Origin of the sequence: Methylotenera sp., assembly GCF_029945705.1 — a bacterium.
GTDB lineage: Bacteria > Pseudomonadota > Gammaproteobacteria > Burkholderiales > Methylophilaceae > Methylotenera.
Genome location: NZ_JAQSDC010000050.1, coordinates 1 through 17326 on the forward strand (window position 1 = coordinate 1; position 17326 = coordinate 17326).

At 42.2% G+C, this 17326-nt stretch carries 19 protein-coding genes; 15 read left to right on the forward strand and 4 right to left on the reverse strand.

The window, feature by feature from the left end; translation table 11 throughout:
• The first annotated feature begins 207 nt into the window (after window positions 1–207).
• The 10 genes from PSU78_RS11020 (at window position 208) to PSU78_RS11065 (ending at window position 4259) form a co-directional block, all read left to right on the forward strand.
• Window positions 208–567 carry a hypothetical protein gene (locus PSU78_RS11020; protein ID WP_300387936.1) on the forward strand — a complete coding sequence of 120 codons (360 nt, stop codon included), beginning with the start codon at window positions 208–210 and terminating at the stop codon, window positions 565–567.
• Window positions 568–909: 342 nt separating this feature from the next.
• Window positions 910–1284, forward strand: a complete 375-nt coding sequence (locus tag PSU78_RS11025) for a hypothetical protein (RefSeq protein ID WP_300387937.1) — start codon at window positions 910–912, stop codon at window positions 1282–1284.
• Window positions 1285–1399: 115 nt separating this feature from the next.
• A complete protein-coding gene (locus PSU78_RS11030; protein ID WP_300387939.1) occupies window positions 1400–1663 on the forward strand; it encodes a BrnT family toxin in 264 nt (87 codons plus the stop codon).
• The gene (locus PSU78_RS11035) at window positions 1653–1904 is read left to right on the forward strand and encodes a CopG family antitoxin (protein ID WP_300387941.1); all 252 of its coding nucleotides are present in this window, start codon (window positions 1653–1655) and stop codon (window positions 1902–1904) included. The genes PSU78_RS11030 and PSU78_RS11035 overlap by 11 nt, the downstream gene beginning before the upstream one ends.
• Before the next feature lie 57 nt (window positions 1905–1961).
• A complete protein-coding gene (locus PSU78_RS11040) occupies window positions 1962–2174 on the forward strand; it encodes a hypothetical protein (protein WP_300387943.1) in 213 nt (70 codons plus the stop codon).
• Window positions 2175–2351: 177 nt separating this feature from the next.
• Window positions 2352–2585, forward strand: a complete 234-nt coding sequence (locus tag PSU78_RS11045; protein WP_300387945.1) for a DUF3291 domain-containing protein — start codon at window positions 2352–2354, stop codon at window positions 2583–2585.
• A 66-nt stretch (window positions 2586–2651) separates the two neighbouring features.
• Window positions 2652–2795: a hypothetical protein gene (locus PSU78_RS11050; RefSeq protein WP_300387947.1), complete on the forward strand. Its 144-nt coding sequence runs from the start codon at window positions 2652–2654 to the stop codon at window positions 2793–2795.
• Entirely contained in the window at window positions 2764–3042 is a 279-nt protein-coding gene (locus tag PSU78_RS11055; protein ID WP_300387949.1) for a hypothetical protein, read from the forward strand. Before PSU78_RS11050 ends, PSU78_RS11055 begins: the two co-directional genes overlap by 32 nt.
• Before the next feature lie 191 nt (window positions 3043–3233).
• Window positions 3234–3755 (forward strand): hypothetical protein, encoded by a 522-nt coding sequence (locus PSU78_RS11060; RefSeq protein WP_300387951.1) that lies wholly within the window; start codon window positions 3234–3236, stop codon window positions 3753–3755.
• A 96-nt stretch (window positions 3756–3851) separates the two neighbouring features.
• Window positions 3852–4259: a hypothetical protein gene (locus PSU78_RS11065; RefSeq protein WP_300387953.1), complete on the forward strand. Its 408-nt coding sequence runs from the start codon at window positions 3852–3854 to the stop codon at window positions 4257–4259.
• Between the two features lie 84 nt (window positions 4260–4343).
• Here PSU78_RS11065 and PSU78_RS11070 read toward each other — a convergent pair whose 3' ends face one another.
• Both PSU78_RS11070 and PSU78_RS11075 read right to left on the reverse strand, forming a co-directional pair.
• Window positions 4344–5447 (reverse strand): ATP-binding protein, encoded by a 1104-nt coding sequence (locus tag PSU78_RS11070; RefSeq protein WP_300387955.1) that lies wholly within the window; start codon window positions 5445–5447, stop codon window positions 4344–4346.
• A gap of 32 nt (window positions 5448–5479) precedes the next feature.
• On the reverse strand, window positions 5480–6166 hold the full coding sequence (locus tag PSU78_RS11075) for a response regulator transcription factor (RefSeq protein WP_300387957.1): 687 nt from the start codon (window positions 6164–6166) through the stop codon (window positions 5480–5482).
• 281 nt (window positions 6167–6447) lie between these two features.
• Between PSU78_RS11075 and PSU78_RS11080 the strand changes: the two genes are divergently transcribed.
• Window positions 6448–7020, forward strand: coding sequence for a Spy/CpxP family protein refolding chaperone (locus PSU78_RS11080; protein ID WP_300387959.1), 573 nt, complete (start codon window positions 6448–6450; stop codon window positions 7018–7020).
• Window positions 7021–7097: 77 nt separating this feature from the next.
• Here PSU78_RS11080 and PSU78_RS11085 read toward each other — a convergent pair whose 3' ends face one another.
• Together PSU78_RS11085 and PSU78_RS11090 are read right to left on the reverse strand one after the other, a co-directional pair.
• On the reverse strand, window positions 7098–7664 hold the full coding sequence (locus tag PSU78_RS11085) for a hypothetical protein (protein ID WP_300387961.1): 567 nt from the start codon (window positions 7662–7664) through the stop codon (window positions 7098–7100).
• A 43-nt stretch (window positions 7665–7707) separates the two neighbouring features.
• A complete protein-coding gene (locus tag PSU78_RS11090; RefSeq protein ID WP_300387963.1) occupies window positions 7708–9627 on the reverse strand; it encodes an ATP-binding cassette domain-containing protein in 1920 nt (639 codons plus the stop codon).
• 303 nt (window positions 9628–9930) lie between these two features.
• Between PSU78_RS11090 and PSU78_RS11095 the strand changes: the two genes are divergently transcribed.
• The 4 genes from PSU78_RS11095 (at window position 9931) to PSU78_RS11110 (ending at window position 17262) form a co-directional block, all read left to right on the forward strand.
• Complete coding sequence (locus PSU78_RS11095; RefSeq protein WP_300387965.1) at window positions 9931–13887, forward strand: YhdP family protein; 3957 nt, start codon at window positions 9931–9933, stop codon at window positions 13885–13887.
• Between the two features lie 63 nt (window positions 13888–13950).
• A complete protein-coding gene (locus PSU78_RS11100; RefSeq protein WP_300387967.1) occupies window positions 13951–14817 on the forward strand; it encodes a carbon-nitrogen hydrolase family protein in 867 nt (288 codons plus the stop codon).
• A 47-nt stretch (window positions 14818–14864) separates the two neighbouring features.
• Window positions 14865–16343: a metalloprotease TldD gene (gene tldD, locus PSU78_RS11105; RefSeq protein WP_300387969.1), complete on the forward strand. Its 1479-nt coding sequence runs from the start codon at window positions 14865–14867 to the stop codon at window positions 16341–16343.
• Window positions 16344–16374: 31 nt separating this feature from the next.
• Window positions 16375–17262, forward strand: a complete 888-nt coding sequence (locus tag PSU78_RS11110) for a Kdo hydroxylase family protein (protein ID WP_300387971.1) — start codon at window positions 16375–16377, stop codon at window positions 17260–17262.
• The last annotated feature ends 64 nt before the right edge of the window (window positions 17263–17326 follow it).

A 17326-nucleotide genomic window follows, 5' to 3' on the forward strand; every position in this document is an offset into this window, starting at 1 on the left:
TTAAGTAATTATAATCTCTTAACTTGTGTCGCATTTTATTAGACCATTACACCTACCTACTTTATAATCCCGACTGAACAAGGGCGAGAATGGGTTAATAGATATTGGGAGCTAGTGAATGAGCTTAGGGTTGATTGGAATATTCTTGCCTAACCCATCCATCAAGCGGGACGCGCTAAAGCGTGCCCCTTATGTCAAACGTTAGCCATGAACCGCAAAACCGCCTTGGAAAATTTACTTAATCTCAAACTGCCAATTGAGCAGGTAGTCTTCGATTTATCGCAATTTGAGTGGGATAGTGAAGTTGAGTTGGTGAGCTTAGAGGCTGCGCAAATACAAAACGTACTACAGTTATTTATTCAAGGCACCATTACAGCTTTAGAGGTTGAGGCTTGGGCTAATGCAATTGAATGCCGAGAGGATATAAAAATGGAACCAACATTGGTTAATGAAGCATTGCATGAGTTTGCAAATCCGCAGCTCACTCAGCCACTGTCAGTTGAGCGGGCTAGTTTCTGGCTTTCTCTACTATTGCTGGCTAACCCATCCATCAAGCGGGACGCCTAACGGCGCCCCTTATGTCAAACGTTAGGCTTATCTAAAACCACTGCCCTGCAAGCCGCATGGTTATTGGCTCGCAGGGTATCTGTTTTTGGTCTTAGTTGCCGTTTTAGTTTAGTGTAGTTTGTCAGTTTTAAGGTTGTTTGCTGCGTTGGGCTAAGCACGTAAATCTCAGTTTAGTTTGTGCGGTTGCTGTGTGTTTTAAGCTTTGTGGTTTTAAGTTACTATTTTAGTTATTCACGGTTTTGGGGTCGGTTGTTATGTCACCATTTTTTCAGTTTCACGGTGGGCTGTTTTCTTTACAGCCTAACCCATCCATCAAGCGGGACGCGCTAAAGCGCGCCCCTTATGTCAAACGTTAGGGTTTTAGTGGAGCGTCTAGTTTTTTTACCTGTAGCTTTTGCTCTCGCAATCATTGCATCTCCGTTTCATCTGTCATACTTTGCTTTTGCAATTTTAGCTGGCCTTGGTATCATTCTTTTTGATTTTGTACGGGGCAAAGAAGAGTCTTTTGAACCCCAATTTGGTTATTGGTCTGTGCTTCTCGGTTTAGTTTGTTTGGCTATTGCGTTTTACATAAGTAATAGCTATGCCATTACATTTGAAGCATTAGACCATGATAGAACTTTTCCAAAACTTGTAAGGCGTCTGCCGTATTTTGGTGTTACTTTTTTAACTATTGGGGCAGTCATTGTTATTAAATCTATTTTTAACAGGCGTTAACCCTAACCCATCCATCAAGCGGGACGCGCTAAAGCGCGCCCCTTATGTCAAACGTTAGGGTTTAGCGAGCTAATCAATCTTGACTTTGATGTAATAAAGGTATAATTTATATACCATGATAACTTTTGAATTTGACGAAACAAAAAGTCAGGCGAATCTTCTAAAACACGGTATTAACTTCATTGATGCTCAAGCATTGTGGATTGATTCAAGTTTGTTAGAAATACCGGCCAAAACAGAAGATGAACCAAGATTCCTCATGGTAGGCATTATTAACGGAAGATATTGGTCAGCCGTGATTACATACAGAGTTACAAACATCCGACTTATTTCTGTTCGTCGCTCACGCACCGAGGAGGTTGCATTATATGAAAGCTAAAGATTTTGACCAGCAGTTTGATGAAGATATTGACATCACACAGTCTCTTGATTTATCAAAAGCAAAGCGCGTTTTACTAGAGCAAAAACGCGTCAACGTTGACTTTCCAACATGGATGATTGAGTCACTAGACCGAGAAGCTGGAATCCTTGGTGTTACTAGACAATCTATCATTAAAGTATGGCTTGCTGAGCGCTTGGAACAAGCTACCCTAACCCATCGTTCAAGTCGGACTGGCTAAAGCGCGCCTCTTACCTCTAACGTTAGGCTTTAACAACCATGATGAAAGCTGTTTGAAATGAAAACAAAACAATTTACAGTGTTTCTTACTTTCGCTTTTTGCATAATCGCAATCGCTGGGTGCACTAATCAAGCGTGGTATGAAGGTGCAAAACAAGGTGCGGAAAATAATTGTCGCAGTCAACCTCCAGGCGAAAGTGAGCGGTGTTTAGAAAAGCTGAATAAAAAAACATATGAGGAATATGAAAAAGAACGTTCAGAACAAAAATAACTTTGGCTGCTTAGCAAAGCCTAATCCACTATTAGAGCTGCACATGCTGAATCGCGCCACTTATTTCAAACGCTGGGATTTTTATAATAATGGACTTTAATGATAGTTACTGCCACTCAAATAAAATTTAAGGGCCTACTTTCCATGTTTTATTTTTTCCTTATGGTTAGGAAAATAATGAAGCAACTAGATGAAGTTGATGGGTTATTATTTTACAAGCTAAGTTGGTTTCATACATTAACTGGCTGGAGAGATGTTGAATCAATGAAGCAGTTTCGAAATAATGGTGCTCATCTTGATGCTATGAAAAATAAAAAGAAAATTGGTTTAGCGAAGAGTGTAACATGGGAAACAAAAGATGAGCCTAGCTGGGATGAGGCAAAAAGAAGGCTGATGGGGATTAAATTCTGATGCCAAATCCATCTATCGGGCGATATACGTTGCAGCGCAATTCTTAGTCAAACATTAATCAATGCCATGCTAAAACTCTACTTCATGTTCGTCGTGGCAGTTGGATTTTCTGGTGGTTTATTACTTTTAGTCTCGCATATTAGCCTGTTACTAAATGGTGAAAAACTATTTGGTGACGTTGAGAAAAAAACAAAAACGCGCATGGGGTGATACTGATGTAAGTAGTTACGCTGGCCACTTGATCATTGGATATATCGATAATAACAAGGTGAAAAAATCTTTCACTGAGCAAAACTCAATCCCTACTTTCTTCTACAATGTGGGCGACAGTGTTGCCTTAATCCAAAAACCAAACAAACCTAACAAAATCATGGCTTATAGCAATGTGGTTTTATTTTCAGCACCACTGGCTATTTTGCTACTGTCTGCAATGGCTGCCTATGTTGCGTTTAAGTAGCACTGCCTGACGCATACATCAAGCTAGACGCGCTAAAGTTGCGTTTGTGCTAAACTTTGATGACCGTAACGACGTCCACTACGTTAAAGTTATTTTGCCTATTAATTAGCCACAACCCGTTTAACACTTCATTAAACTGCGCTAGCAATGCTATCCTCTTAACTCAAAAATTAGACAGAATAGGATTTCTCATGGGCCGCACAGTTAGTATTTTAGTCATTTTAATTGGATTGCTTTCTGGCTGTGCGAGCACGTCGCCCAATATTGGCAAAAGTGAAACCGTTATTCCAGTCAGCCGAGCTTGGGTAGATGGTCGGGTTGTTGAATATATAACGACGGATATTTCCGATGCTGATATGGCAAAAATGTTAGGCGTTAACCACGTTCCAAGGCTGGCTGAAGCAGCGAGCGCACAACCTGGGCATTCTTTGCTGGAAAGAGTTTATAAGTTTCCTAACAATGAACAGATGGGTATTTTTCAATCTGCGCCTAGTCCAGCTGGTGGTGAAAATCAAGACCTCCACTATAGCCCTCTATGGCGCGTAGTGCTTGTTCGTTGGAAAGCACCACAATTTGTAAGGGAGATTAAGTCAGAAGCTGGCCTGTTTGAAGCAGAAGAAAGGCAAGAGTTATCTTTGGAGGTTACTAATATCGTGGTCAACTGCCCAATAACCCGAGATAGTAATGGCCAGACGCTCAAGGGTGTTCGCTAACGCCTAGCTATATATCAAGCGTGAGACAATAAAGCGCTAACCAACATTCAAACAGTCGGTACTGTAGTTGAACATAGCGAATTTCAGGAGAAATTAATGGCAGCAGGAACAATTATTACAGTGCTTTCAAACATTCCTTGGGGTCAAGTAATAGAATCTGCACCAAAAGTCGCAGATGCCGCAGAAAAGCTTTGGAATGCAGTCATTAACCGAAAAAAGGGTGATCAACCAACAGGCGCAAATGCCAAGAATGTGGTCGATGCAGCGCAATCTGATACTGAGATTTTGAAGAGCCGGCTTTCAGTACTTGAGGAGCATGTTCTAAGCCTAGAAGATCAAATGAGTGCTTCAACCGAGTTAATAAAAACGCTAGCAGAACAAAATAGTCAGCTGGTGAGAAGAGTTGAGTTAAACCGTACCCACTTACTTTGGCTTGCCGTTACGGTCATAATTGTGGTCATAGCGTTGGCTGGACCTCTCACTTTTCTGTTACTTCGGCAATAAGGCTTAACCAATAAGCCACAGAATTTTATGACTTGCCAAAGGTTGCAGTCATTAATATTGAAGTGTATAAAGAAAATTAAAAACTTAAGTCACTGGCAGTTTAATTGCCACACTTAAGCCGCCAGTAGCTATATTGCTTGCCGCAATTGTGCCGTCATGCGCTTCTATAATCTGTTTGGCAATGGCTAGTCCTACGCCATGCCCATCCGTTTGACTGGTGTTACTGCCTCTAAAGAACGCTTGAAATATGATGTCCAGTTCGTCCTCAGAAACACCTGCGCCTTGGTCGTTTACTTCAATGTTAATGAACGCATTTACGACACTAGTTTTAATTGAAACACGTGATTGACTAGCGCTATATTTAAGTGCGTTGCGCACGACATTATCAACGGCACGGTGTAGTAAATCTTGCTGCCCGAGTATGCTAAGTGGCGCGTCTGGTGTCTCAACTTGCGGTATATAATCAATGGTGATTTTTCTTGCCTCGCCTTCAAAGCGCGCATCTTCTAACACGGTAGTGAGCAATTCGTTTAAATTGACGGGCTCTTTATCTAGCTTAATCACGCCTGATTCTAGGCGAGAAAGCGCGAGCAACTCACCGACTAAATCATCCATGCGTACAGATTCGCGCTCTATACGTTTGAGTGAAGATTCCAGTTTATCTGGTTGTTGACGCGCTAAACCTACAGCTATTTGCAAGCGTGCCAGAGGCGAGCGCAACTCGTGTGACACTTGGTGCAGCAAGCGTGTTTGGCTTTGCAGCAGGGCCCCTAGTCGAACGGCCATCACATCGAAGGCATTGCCTAAATCAACCAGCTCATCTCGCCGCGATCCCATAGATTCGCCAATTCTCACATCAAGATTGCCATTAGCGGCACTGGCGAACGCTTGCCGTAACTGCTTAATTGGTTTTGAAAAATACCAAGCCAAAAGTGCCGCAAAAATGAAACTGGCAAGTGCGCCAACTAATATAGGTATCAGCGGAAACCAACGTTTATGTTTGGGTTTAAAGGGTTTAGAAAGCACAGGTGGTGAAAAAGCTTTATCATGCGTTTGCATTTGAACTTCATGTTCGCGCTGCATCTCCTCTTGCTCATGCACAATGGAGACGCCAATGCCAACACCAATCACTGAAGTTAACTGTGCTAAAAAGAAGAAAATAAAAAACTTCCAATACAAACGACCCATTTGCTATCCTAAATTTTTGTACGTTTGCAGGATTAACTTTTAAGCAATTGATAACCTGAGCGAAACACCGTTTGTATACAGTGCCGCCCATCTGGCAATAGCCCAAGTTTGTGGCGTATGCTACTTAAATGTACGTCTATGCTGCGGTCGAATCTAGCCAATGGACGCCCTAGCGCTTGTTCAGACAAATCTTGCTTAGAAACGATTTGACCTGCATTTTTAGCTAGAATTTCTAATAAACTGTATTCAGTACTAGTGAGCACCACGGGCTGACTATCCCATTCCACAAGTCGTTGTGCAGGCCAAATGCTGAGCGCGCCTACTGTAATTTTAACGCTGGCATTGCTTGTTTCTAGCGGCTGTACTCGCCTTAAAATAGCCCGAATACGCGCGACTAGCTCGCGTGGACTGCTTGGTTTTGGCACGTAATCATCTGCACCGAGCTCTAAACCGACGATACGATCAGTATTATCGCCCTTAGCCGTGAGCATAATCACAGGCACATTGCTATGCTGGCGTATAGCTTTTAGGGTTTCTATGCCGTTTAACCTTGGCATCATCACATCCAATACCACAATATCAAATGTTTGTTCTAAAAGCATTTGTGCACCAGCCAAGCCGTCGTGCGCCACTTGCACGTCAAAATTCTCTTGCTCAATATACTCTTTGAGCATTTCAACCAGTTCAACATCGTCATCAATCAGCAATACTGTTTGCATGTGTCGCTTCTACCCTAATCATTTCAACTTTACTTATTTTAAATCAATATTAAAATCAATCTAATGTTAACCATTATTGATAGCCATCATAACCAGCCATTACGCTTGCCACAATCCTAGATTGTAGACTTTACTCAGATTTACATGCACTTAACGCTCTTTAACATGACCTGAATGCACAATGACATCGTCTTAAACAAGTATGAAAAGTGACTCCATCGCAGCTTGTACACTTTAAGCAACTTTTAATCATACAAAGTTAAAAATACAAAGGATTGATCATGAACACCTCATTCAGATTTAAACAAACGTTTTCATTTAAACAAATACTGCTTGCCTCATTTTTAGCAGTCTCCCTGCCTGCTGCAAGCCTTGCTCACGCAGAACATGATGGTGATAAAGGCCCTCGTTGTGAGCGTGGAGACAAGTCACATCAAGGTATGCATGAAGGTAAAGCGCCCTATTTACGCGGCCTGAATCTAACCAGCGCACAAGAAGACCAGTTATTTAACTTAAACTATGCACAAATTCCAGTGATGCGTGATCAGCATAAACAACATCAACAGCTAATGAAAGAGTTGCGCGAAACGGCGCAAGCTGAAAACTTTGATGATGCAAAAATACAGCAACTTTCGGATAAAGCAGCTAAGTTAGAGAAAGATAAAGTACTCGCATGGGCACGTCACGATGCAAAAGTGTTTGCACTACTAACACCGGAACAACGCAAGAAAGCACGTGAGTTTAAGATGGAAGAACACGACTTTGGTCACGGCGATGAACAAAGAGATAATGACGACAAGCGCCCTACTCGCCTTAAACAGCAAAACCGTCCGCTAGAAAATCGTAGTATTTAATTACTGTTTTGATGGCTAATAAAAAGCGCCTATTGATATCCTCAATAGGCGCTTTTAAAATTACAAATTTGATAGTTTTAAACGCTCTCGAAAGCCTCACATAGTTGGCTTAATAGCTGACCAAATAATGGAATGATGTCGTCTTTATCGTGCGGGCTTTCATCATCCGTCCCAGCAATCACAAAGGCTACGGTTAATTTGTCCAAATTCTCTCTAAACTCAAACCAATGATCCACTTGGGCATCACCTATCAATTGAAATTTTTGTAGCCCTGTCTCTAAAATTTCCATTAACTCCGCATCTGGCAAGCCAGCGAAGAGTGTTTTTGCGATAGTGATTTGTGCGGTTTGAAAGTTTGGAGTGATGTCTTCACGCGCTAATGGCGTGGTGAAGAATGCATACGCTAACAACGCATAAGCTTGATACACGCTTAACATATCAAAGTTATCCATGCGCTCTTCCATGGGTGAGCGTTCCGCCGCTTGAATCGCCTTAAAAGTGACATAACAGCTTAAATAATCAGCAGAAGCAAGCGCATCGTAGTCGTTCAAATCTATATTTGGTTTGGCCTCATCGTCACGTAATGTTTCAGTCAGGCACAAAGCGTGCATCAGCTTGATGCGTTTTGAGTATTGCATTTCCATATTTAACCTTATTTATTTTATTTAAATTTAATTTTAAATGAGTTTAATCCAGTGCAGGTATCGCTTCTAGTAATTCGTGCAGTTCCAGCCAGCGCTCTTCTGCCACTTCTATTTGATTAGCCAGTTCAGCTTGTTTCTTCAACAATTGCTGCAGTTCCGCTTTATCCGCGGCGCTATAGAGTTCGCTGTCATTTAAGCGGTCATCACAGGTTTTTTTCTCAGTTTGCCATTTGGCAATATTCAATTCTAGTTGTTCCACTTCTTTTACTAGCGGACGGCGTTCGGCGATTCTAGCTTGGCGTTCGGCTTTATTGGCGGCACGGTCATTTTTGTTAGATTTTTCAGTCGGATTTTGACTTTCAGCGACGGCTTGCGTCGCTTGTTTTTCTTTTAAACGTTGCTCATTTAGCCACAGGCTATAGCCTTCTAAATCGCTATCAAATGGTTCGGCTTTGCCGTCTGCCACTAAAATAAATTCATCGCAAGTGGCGCGCAATAAGGCTCGATCATGCGAAACCAATATCACGCCACCTTGGTAATCTTGTAAGGCTAACGTTAACGCATGGCGCATTTCAAGGTCTAAATGGTTGGTTGGCTCATCTAGTAACAGCAAATTGGGGCGAGTCCAAATTAGCAGAGCCAACGCTAAACGTGACTTTTCTCCGCCAGAGAAATTTGCACAAGGCGAACGCGCCATATCCCCTTTAAAGTCAAAACCGCCAAGATAATTCATATGTTCTTGCTCGCGCGTGAGCGGGTCTAGCTTCATCATGTGTTGCAATGGCGATTCATCTGGGCGCAATTGCTCTAACTGATGTTGCGCAAAATAGCCGATATTTAAATCTTTGCCTTCAACGCGTTTGCCGCTTAAAGGCTGCAACTCATTAGCGAGTAATTTAATCAGCGTCGTTTTACCAGCACCATTACGCCCTAATAAACCCAAACGTTCGCCTGGCCTAATCGCTAAAACAATATTCTTGATTAACGCAACATTGTTATAGCCAACAGACATTTCATCCAGCACCAATAATGGATCTGGTGCGGCCACTGGCGCCCTGAATTCAAAGTTAAATTGTGAGTCCACATGCGCAGCAGAAATCATTTCCATACGCTCTAGGGCTTTAATACGGCTTTGCGCCTGACGTGCTTTGGTGGCCTGCACACGAAAGCGATCAATATAGCTTTGCAAATGCGAGACTTTGCGTTGTTGCTTTTCAAACATAGCTTGTTGCAATGCTAGCTTTTCAGCACGCTGACGCTCAAAGTCAGAGTAACCGCCGCGATACAAAGTTAGTGTTTGCTGCTCGATGTGCGCAATGTGGTTCACAATCGCATCCAAAAAGTCTCTATCGTGTGAAATCAACAATAAGGTACCACGATAGCTTTGCAGCCAGCCCTCAAGCCAAATCACTGCATCTAAGTCTAAGTGGTTGGTTGGTTCATCTAACAACAGCAAGTCTGAACGGCACATCAGGGCGCGCGCTAAGTTTAAACGCACACGCCAACCACCAGAGAAAGTAGAAACCGCTTGCTGTAAGTTAGCTTGGCTAAAACCTAGGCCGCTCAACAATTCAGCCGCGCGTGCCTTTGCGCTGTAACCATCGATGTCCATCAAGCGATGATGTAGCTCGGCAATCAACTCACCTTTGTGATTGGCTTCCGCATCCGCTAGCGCTGCTTCAATATTGCGCAATTCCGCATCACCATCTAACACAAATTCAATAGCTGGCATCGCCAACGCAGGAGTTTCCTGCGCCACATGCGCCACTACCCAACTGGCTGGCATATCTAAATCGCCAGATTCCAACTGCATTTCACCACGCAACAAGGCAAAAAGCGATGATTTTCCAGCGCCGTTAGCACCTGTTAAACCAACTTTATGGCCTGGGTGGAGCTGCAAAGAAGCTGCTTGAATAAGGATTTTTAAGCCGCGAACTAGCGTAAGTTGTTTGAATTGAATCAAGTGAGGACCAATATTAAATCGACATTAAATAAAGTATTGGTCAACCAGAGTTTGACCAAAAGCGCTATTCTAAATTATTACACTAGACTATTCCTAGAATAGTCTTAATAAATCTCTAAGGAAATATCGTTTGGATTTACACAATTTTACTTACATTTGCCAATATGGCTTTGTATCTAATCGTCTGTAGACGTCAATATTGAAGTAAAATGAATTCAATTGATACGATTCCAAATTTACATCCTTGAAATGTAACATCAGCCACTCTAAAAATAATAAAAGACAAAGTAAACTCAGTTAAATATGGTCAAAAAATCACTACTCAGGCTTTATCGCATCGCGCTTTGGCTTGCAACTATCATCATAGTCATTTTTTTGATTGCCGCACTCGTCATTCAATTTTATGTGTTCCCAAGCATTAATCAATACAAAGACAAAATCGCTAACTTCGCGACACAAGCGGCGCATCAAAAAGTAGTCATCGGCAATATTGACGCAGGTTGGCAAGGGATTAATCCACATTTATCCGTATCGAATATTGACATTTACGATACTGAAAATCGCCCTGCCTTAACCCTTAAAGATACAGACATATCGCTTTCATGGTTAAGCATCCCACTACTAGAGCCACATTTAGCCAATTTCACTATCCGCTCACCTGAGTTAACCATACGCCGCAATTTGAATGGGGATATTTTTGTTGCAGGTATTAGCATGCAGGGACAGTCCAAACCAGATTTACCAAATTGGTTATTGAGGCAATCTCAGTTTGATGTGCTCAATGCGAAAGTAATCTGGTTAGATGAAATGCGTAACGCACCTGCGTTGAGTTTAGAAAAGCTGAACCTGCAAGTAGTCAGCCCTCCTTGGAAAAGCTTTATCAAAAATCATCGCGTGACGCTGAGCACCATTGTTTCAACTGGCACAAGTGAGCCCATTACGATTAATGCTAATGTCTATGGCAACGATATTAGTCGCTTATCTGAATGGCACGGCAGCCTAGAAACCAAGTTAAAAAATGCGAACGTAGTTGCCTTTAAACCATGGTTTGATTACTCAACGATTACATATCCTATTAACTTGCAAGCTGGCGTTGGCAGCACAGACACTACCATTGAGTTTGCTAAAAGCCAGGTGCAATCTGTGACTAGCAACGCAGCGCTAGACAATGTTCAGTTACTTCTCAAAGTTAATACTGAGCCGCTGATATTAAACAAACTAGTGGGCGAGCTAGATTGGAAAAACTCAACAGCAGAGCAATCATTTAGCGTGAGCCACTTAACGCTCAACACTAGCAATGGCTTGACTTTGAAAGATGCCGCTGGTGCTTATAGTAAAACGAAACAGGGTAATGAAAAATTCAATCTCAAGCTTGCACATATAGACTTAGCATTTATTAAAGCCTATTTAGTACAACTGCCTCTGCCTGCGGAAATATCGCAAAAGATTAATAGCTTATCCCCCACTGGCAAACTCAATGATTTGCTGCTTAGTTGGGATGGCAAACAATCTGTGACGCAGAAATATCAATTCAACGCTAAGTTTGACGATTTAGGCATACTTGCCTATGAAAAAATTCCAGGCTTTAGCAACCTGACAGGAGAGATTAAGGCTAATCAAAACTCTGGAAAAGTCATACTTAACTCACAAAATGCCAAGTTAGATTTTAAAGACGTTTTACGCTGGCCAATACCAGCAGACAAGCTAGCTGGAGACATTAGCTGGGACATTAGCAATAAAGAAACTACCATCAAAGCGAGTCATCTGAACATTAGCAGCCAACACTTGGCTGGCACGCTCAACGCTGAGTATTTAATGGATGGCAAACAAGGTGGCTATCTTGATTTGACTGGTAAATTTGGCAAAGGTAACGCGAAATATGCATCATTCTATTACCCGACTATCCTCGGTAAAGACACCTTACATTGGTTAGATACTTCTATTTTGTCGGGCCACGCTGAAGACATCAGCATGACAGTAAAAGGTCGATTAGCAGACTTTCCATTTGTAGACAGCAAAAATAATTTAAACTCTAAATTAGGTCTATTTAGAGTCACCGCCAAAATCAGCAATAGCACGCTGGAATATGGCACTGATTGGCCTGTGATAGAAGGCTTAGGCCTTGATTTACTATTTGAAGGCAAACGCATGGAGCTAAATGCAAATGCTGGCCATATATTTGGCAACCAAATCGTTAAAAGCAAAACCACTATTGCACAATTAGATGCTGACTCGCCAATTCTAAGCATTGAAAGTGAACTCAAAGGACCGACGGCTGAAGCCATTAAATTTGTGAATAAAAGCCCTGTTTCAACGGTAACATTAGGTTTTACTGATGACTTAAAAACCAGTGGTCAAGGTAAGCTCAATTTAGGCTTAAAAATTCCTTTGCAAGATTTAGATTCTGCACAATACAAAGGTTTGTACCAAATCATGAATGGCAGCATGGATAGTGCAAGCATTCCAGCCCTCACCAATATCAATGGTGCGCTGGCATTTACAGAAAGTAGCCTATCAGCAAAAAATATCAATGCAAGTGCCTTCGGTTCGCCTGTGGTGGTTAACATTGACTCTGGCAAAGATAAAGTTGTACACGTCACAGCCAAAGGTAGATTGAATGATGTGGCTATTAAACAAGCACTACTGGATCAGGACCCTGTTAATCGCTCTTGGGTAAAAGGTGCAAATTACATTTCTGGCAGCACCGATTGGGTAAGCGACATCACTATTCAGAAACCAGTTGTTACTATCAATGTACGCTCAGATTTAGTCGGTATCACCTCACGTTTACCTGCGCCTTTTAACAAGACCGCAAGTGAACGCTGGAACATGCGTATGGAGAAAAAACAGGATGCCTCCACAGATACCATCACGATGAATCTTGCTAACAAGCTAGCTGCAAAAATTTTGCGCACTGGTACAAATGACAACCTTCAGATTGATCGTGGCAGTATTAGACTCAATGCTAATACGACAAGTAACGCCATCAATAGCAACGAATTAACCAGCAATGTAGAGCTAGGCAATGTTAAAGGGCTGCAAGTTTACGGTAACTTAGATTATCTTGATGCAGATGCATGGCGTAATGTGATGCAGGATTTTTCTGGGGCATCAAAACCTGGGGAAGCAAAGCTTAGCTTAGCTTTACCAATACAAAAGCTAGCCATTAAAATTAATGCGCTTGATATATTCGATAGACGTATCAATCAATTAAAAATATCCAATAGCTCGGATAAAGATGGTCTACATGCCAACATTCAAAGTAAGGAAATTTCTGGCGACTTACAATGGCTAAGCCAAAACAATGGAAAACTCATTGCGCGCCTAAGTAATTTAACCATACCAGAGCCTGCGCCAAATCGAATCAAAACAACTAAAGAAGCTGCGGCAAAAGAATTCTTTAAACTTGAGCAAGACTACCCATCGTTGGATATTACTGCGGGTAACTTTGAGTTTAATAAGAAAAATTTTGGTGCTTTGGAATTGATTGCTTATCCGCAAAAAGATAATTGGAACATTCAAAAGCTCAAACTGAGCACGCCTGATAGTCAGCTCAACGCTGAAGGCCAATGGAATAACTGGGTGAGAAGCCCAAACACTTTTCTTTCTATCACATGGAATATTAAGAACTTAGGTAAAACGCTTAGAAATATGGGTTACCCTGACACCATTAAAGGTGGTGACGGAACACTTACAGGACAACTACATTGGCCTGGTAGCCCTCATGAGTTTAATCCAGCAGGTATGGATGGTAGTTTTGAATTGGCAATGAATAAAGGTCAAATTTTAAAAGTACAACCGGGTGTTGGGCGACTGCTAGGTCTACTTAGCCTGCAAAGCCTGCCCCGCCGTTTAACCTTGGATTTTAGAGACTTATTCAGCAACGGCTTTGCTTTTGATAAAATAGATGCAACCGTTAAAATCGACAAAGGTGTAATGCGTAGTGATAACTTCGTCATGTCGGGTCCAGCGGCAGATGTCAATATTAAAGGTGAAACTAACTTGCAAAAAGAGACTCAACATTTAACTGTAAAAGTTTTACCGCATGTAAGTGATAGCCTCTCCCTTGCGGCACTAGCAGGAGGGCCGTTAGTAGGTGCTGTTGCTTTCTTAGCGCAAAAAATATTAAAGGATCCCTTAAACAAAATTGCCTCTAGTGAGTATGAAATTATTGGCACATGGGATAACCCACAAGAAGTAAAATCGTCAGAGGTTTATGACGCTAAACCAGCGTCGAGTATTGACTCACCTCTCAATTAATCTTTTCAATTTGAAACCATCTCAACCTAACAATCGCTTAATAACAAAATATTTGGATTAACTATGGCAATTACTTCGCGCTTAAAAACAACCAAAGCAAAACCTAGCAGTTTAAATACTGACAGTAACATGATTAAAATTGCCGCCATTCAAATGGCATCGGGTCCGCAAGTTTCTGCAAATCTAAATGAAGCAGAACGCTTAATTGAAGTTGCCGCGAATCAAGGTGCAAAGTTAGTTGCGCTGCCAGAGTATTTTGCCATTATGGGTCTTAAAGAAACCGACAAAGTATCGGTAAGAGAAGAGGAAGGTAAGGGTCCAATTCAATCGTTTTTAAGCAAAATGGCTAAAAAACATAAAATATGGCTCATTGGCGGCTCAGTGCCGCTTAAAAGCAACTTCCCAAATAAAGTGCGTAATAGTTGCTTGGTATATGACGACAAAGGTAAACAAGTTGCCCGCTACGACAAAATCCATTTATTTGGTTTAGATTTGGGTAATGAGCATTATCACGAAGAAAAAACTATAGAATCAGGCGATCAGGTTCAAGTCGTTGATACGCCTTTTGGTAAAATTGGCTTGTCGATTTGCTATGATTTACGCTTTCCTGAACTTTACCGCGCCATGGGTGAAGTCAACATGATTATAGTGCCCTCTGCGTTTACTGATACTACTGGCAGAGCGCATTGGGAAACCTTAATTCGTGCGCGCGCTATCGAAAACTTATGTTATGTAATTGCACCTGCGCAAGGTGGTTATCATTTATCAGGGCGAGAAACGCATGGTAACAGTATGATTGTTGACCCGTGGGGTGTTATTTTAGACAGATTACCGCGTGGCTCTGGCGTGGTAATTGCCACTATGAATCCGCAATATCAGGCCAGCTTAAGAAAAAGCTTACCTGCACTTAAGCATCGTATTATTAAGTAAATTTTATAAGCACTTGAACGTAATTAATTAAATCGGAATCAGCATTAATGACCACTAAAGTCGATACATTAACAAACTCCTCTAAAACATTAGGCACGCATTTTGACCTAGCTACCGAGTCTTTACTTGCGCCAGCTAGCCTTGATATTGCGAAGCTGCAAAATGTTTTAGGCGATATGATGTCGCATAAAATTGACTATGCTGATTTATATTTTCAATACAGCCGCGCTGAGAGTTGGGGGCTAGAAGAGGGGCAAGTTAAATCAGGCAATTTTTCTATTGACCAAGGTGTGGGCGTACGCGCAGTCAGTGGCGAAAAAACCGCTTTTGCTTACTCTGATGATATTACTTTAAGCGCACTTCAAGAAGCCGCCAAAGCCACCAAGGCGATTGCTAGCCTCGGCACTGAACAAACCGCTAGTTCAGTTATCAAACGCCAAGCATCGCAACTATATCTTCCGCAAGATCCAATTGCTTCGCTTTCAGCCGATGCTAAGGTGCGATTACTTGAGCGTTTAGAAGCAATCGCAAGGAGTTTAGACTCTCGTATTTCCCAAGTGACAGCATCCATCGCGGGTGAATACGAAGTAGTTATGGTCGCACGCCACGATGGTGTCATGGCGGCAGATGTACGCCCTCTTGTGCGTCTTTCAATCAATGTGATTGCAGAAAGTAATGGTCGCCGTGAGCAAGGCTCAAGTGGCGGTGGCGGTCGCTTTGACTATAGTTACTTTACTGAGGCTATTCTGCAAGAATATGCTCAAAAAGCCGTGCATCAGGCCATTGTAAACTTGGATGCGCGCCCTGCCCCAGCTGGTAGTATGACAGTAGTGCTAGGCGCTGGCTGGCCTGGCATTTTGCTACATGAAGCCATTGGTCACGGTTTAGAAGGTGATTTCAATCGCAAAGGTAGTTCGGCTTTTTCAAACATGATAGGTCAACAAGTCGCCGCTAAAGGCATCACCATTGTGGATGATGGCACGATTCAAAATAGACGCGGCTCACTGAGCATGGATGACGAAGGCAACCAAACTAACAGAACGGTATTAATTGAAGATGGCATTCTGCGTGGCTATATACAAGATACACTCAATGCCCGCTTAATGAATATGCCTATAACAGGCAATGCGCGCCGCGAAAGCTATGCACATATTCCCATGCCGCGTATGACCAATACCTATATGTTAAACGGCACATTACCCCCAGATGAAATCATCAAATCAGTCAAAAAAGGTCTATATGCAGCTAACTTTGGTGGCGGTCAGGTAGACATCACCAGTGGTAAATTCGTATTCAGTGCCGCTGAAGCCTATATGATTGAAGACGGCAAAATCACTTACCCAGTGAAAGGCGCTACGTTGATTGGTAACGGCCCAGAAGTGCTAAAACGTGTGTCTATGATAGGTAACGATATGTCTCTAGACAGTGGCGTTGGCACCTGTGGCAAAGAAGGTCAAAGCGTGCCTGTAGGTGTGGGCCAGCCTACCCTTAAAATTGATGCTCTTACAGTGGGTGGAACTGCATAAACACTTCTGCATAGAACCTTAGGTTGAAAAGATGAATATCATCAAAACATTCGATTTTAATCAGTGGAATACCAGCGTTGACTCTTCTGTAAGCGACGAAGTAATAGATGCCTTAGAGCATGGGCACGTGATTGCGCTGCCTCAACTTGAGTTTAAGTTATTACATGAAGAGCAAAAATTCCTCTCTACCGATTGGGCAGATAAAAAATCTAAAAACATCTCATTAAGACCTCGTGCAGGCGTATCTAGCGGATTGAAAGGCGCAGTGGGCAGCGAAGCTGATTTGGCAGCAATTCAGGCGATGATTCAGCGCTACGCCGACCAATCAAAACAACTTATCTCTGCATTATTGCCAAGCTATGTGCCTAACCTTACGGTTGCCAATACAAGCTTCAGACCGCTTGAAGTAGAAACGCGCGCGACTTCTTATCGTAAAGACGATACGCGCCTGCATGCAGATGCGTTTCCATCAAACCCTACGCAAGGCACGCGATTACTCAGAGTATTTAACAACGTAAACCCTTACGGCAAGCCACGTGTTTGGCGTGTAGGCGAACCATTTAACAAAATGGCAGAAACCTATTTACCTAAAACTAATGCATTATTACCTATGCAAGCATGGCTAATGAAGCAACTTCACATTACCAAGAAAACACGTACCGAATACGACCACCGCATGCTGCAATTGCATGACCAGCTCAAAGCCGATATGCATTACCAACAACATGCACCTCAGCAATTAGTCAACTTTATGCCGGGAACCACTTGGATTGTTTATTCTGATCAAGTACTGCATGCCGCCATGGCGGGACAGTACATGATGGAACAAACGTTCTATTTACCCGTCAATGCACTTAAATCACCAGAAACCGCACCGCTTAAAGTATTAGAGAAAATGTTAAACAGATCATTGATTTAAGTGATTAACAGAAAGAAAAAGTAACTCACCATTGCCTGTGCCGTTATAATCTAGCCTTTCAAAA

Excerpts from the sequence above, each read along its gene's own strand:
- PSU78_RS11020 (WP_300387936.1), top strand. The coding sequence starts at position 208 with ATGAACCGCAAAACCGCCTTGGAAAATTTACTTAATCTCAAACTGCCA.
- PSU78_RS11025 (WP_300387937.1), top strand. The coding sequence starts at position 910 with ATGTCAAACGTTAGGGTTTTAGTGGAGCGTCTAGTTTTTTTACCTGTA.
- PSU78_RS11030 (WP_300387939.1), top strand. The coding sequence starts at position 1,400 with ATGATAACTTTTGAATTTGACGAAACAAAAAGTCAGGCGAATCTTCTA.
- PSU78_RS11035 (WP_300387941.1), top strand. The coding sequence starts at position 1,653 with ATGAAAGCTAAAGATTTTGACCAGCAGTTTGATGAAGATATTGACATC.
- PSU78_RS11040 (WP_300387943.1), top strand. The coding sequence starts at position 1,962 with ATGAAAACAAAACAATTTACAGTGTTTCTTACTTTCGCTTTTTGCATA.
- PSU78_RS11045 (WP_300387945.1), top strand. The coding sequence starts at position 2,352 with ATGAAGCAACTAGATGAAGTTGATGGGTTATTATTTTACAAGCTAAGT.
- PSU78_RS11050 (WP_300387947.1), top strand. The coding sequence starts at position 2,652 with ATGCTAAAACTCTACTTCATGTTCGTCGTGGCAGTTGGATTTTCTGGT.
- PSU78_RS11060 (WP_300387951.1), top strand. The coding sequence starts at position 3,234 with ATGGGCCGCACAGTTAGTATTTTAGTCATTTTAATTGGATTGCTTTCT.
- PSU78_RS11065 (WP_300387953.1), top strand. The coding sequence starts at position 3,852 with ATGGCAGCAGGAACAATTATTACAGTGCTTTCAAACATTCCTTGGGGT.
- PSU78_RS11070 (WP_300387955.1), bottom strand. The coding sequence starts at position 5,447 with ATGGGTCGTTTGTATTGGAAGTTTTTTATTTTCTTCTTTTTAGCACAG.
- PSU78_RS11075 (WP_300387957.1), bottom strand. The coding sequence starts at position 6,166 with ATGCAAACAGTATTGCTGATTGATGACGATGTTGAACTGGTTGAAATG.
- PSU78_RS11080 (WP_300387959.1), top strand. The coding sequence starts at position 6,448 with ATGAACACCTCATTCAGATTTAAACAAACGTTTTCATTTAAACAAATA.
- PSU78_RS11085 (WP_300387961.1), bottom strand. The coding sequence starts at position 7,664 with ATGGAAATGCAATACTCAAAACGCATCAAGCTGATGCACGCTTTGTGC.
- PSU78_RS11095 (WP_300387965.1), top strand. The coding sequence starts at position 9,931 with ATGGTCAAAAAATCACTACTCAGGCTTTATCGCATCGCGCTTTGGCTT.
- PSU78_RS11100 (WP_300387967.1), top strand. The coding sequence starts at position 13,951 with ATGGCAATTACTTCGCGCTTAAAAACAACCAAAGCAAAACCTAGCAGT.
- tldD (WP_300387969.1), top strand. The coding sequence starts at position 14,865 with ATGACCACTAAAGTCGATACATTAACAAACTCCTCTAAAACATTAGGC.
- PSU78_RS11110 (WP_300387971.1), top strand. The coding sequence starts at position 16,375 with ATGAATATCATCAAAACATTCGATTTTAATCAGTGGAATACCAGCGTT.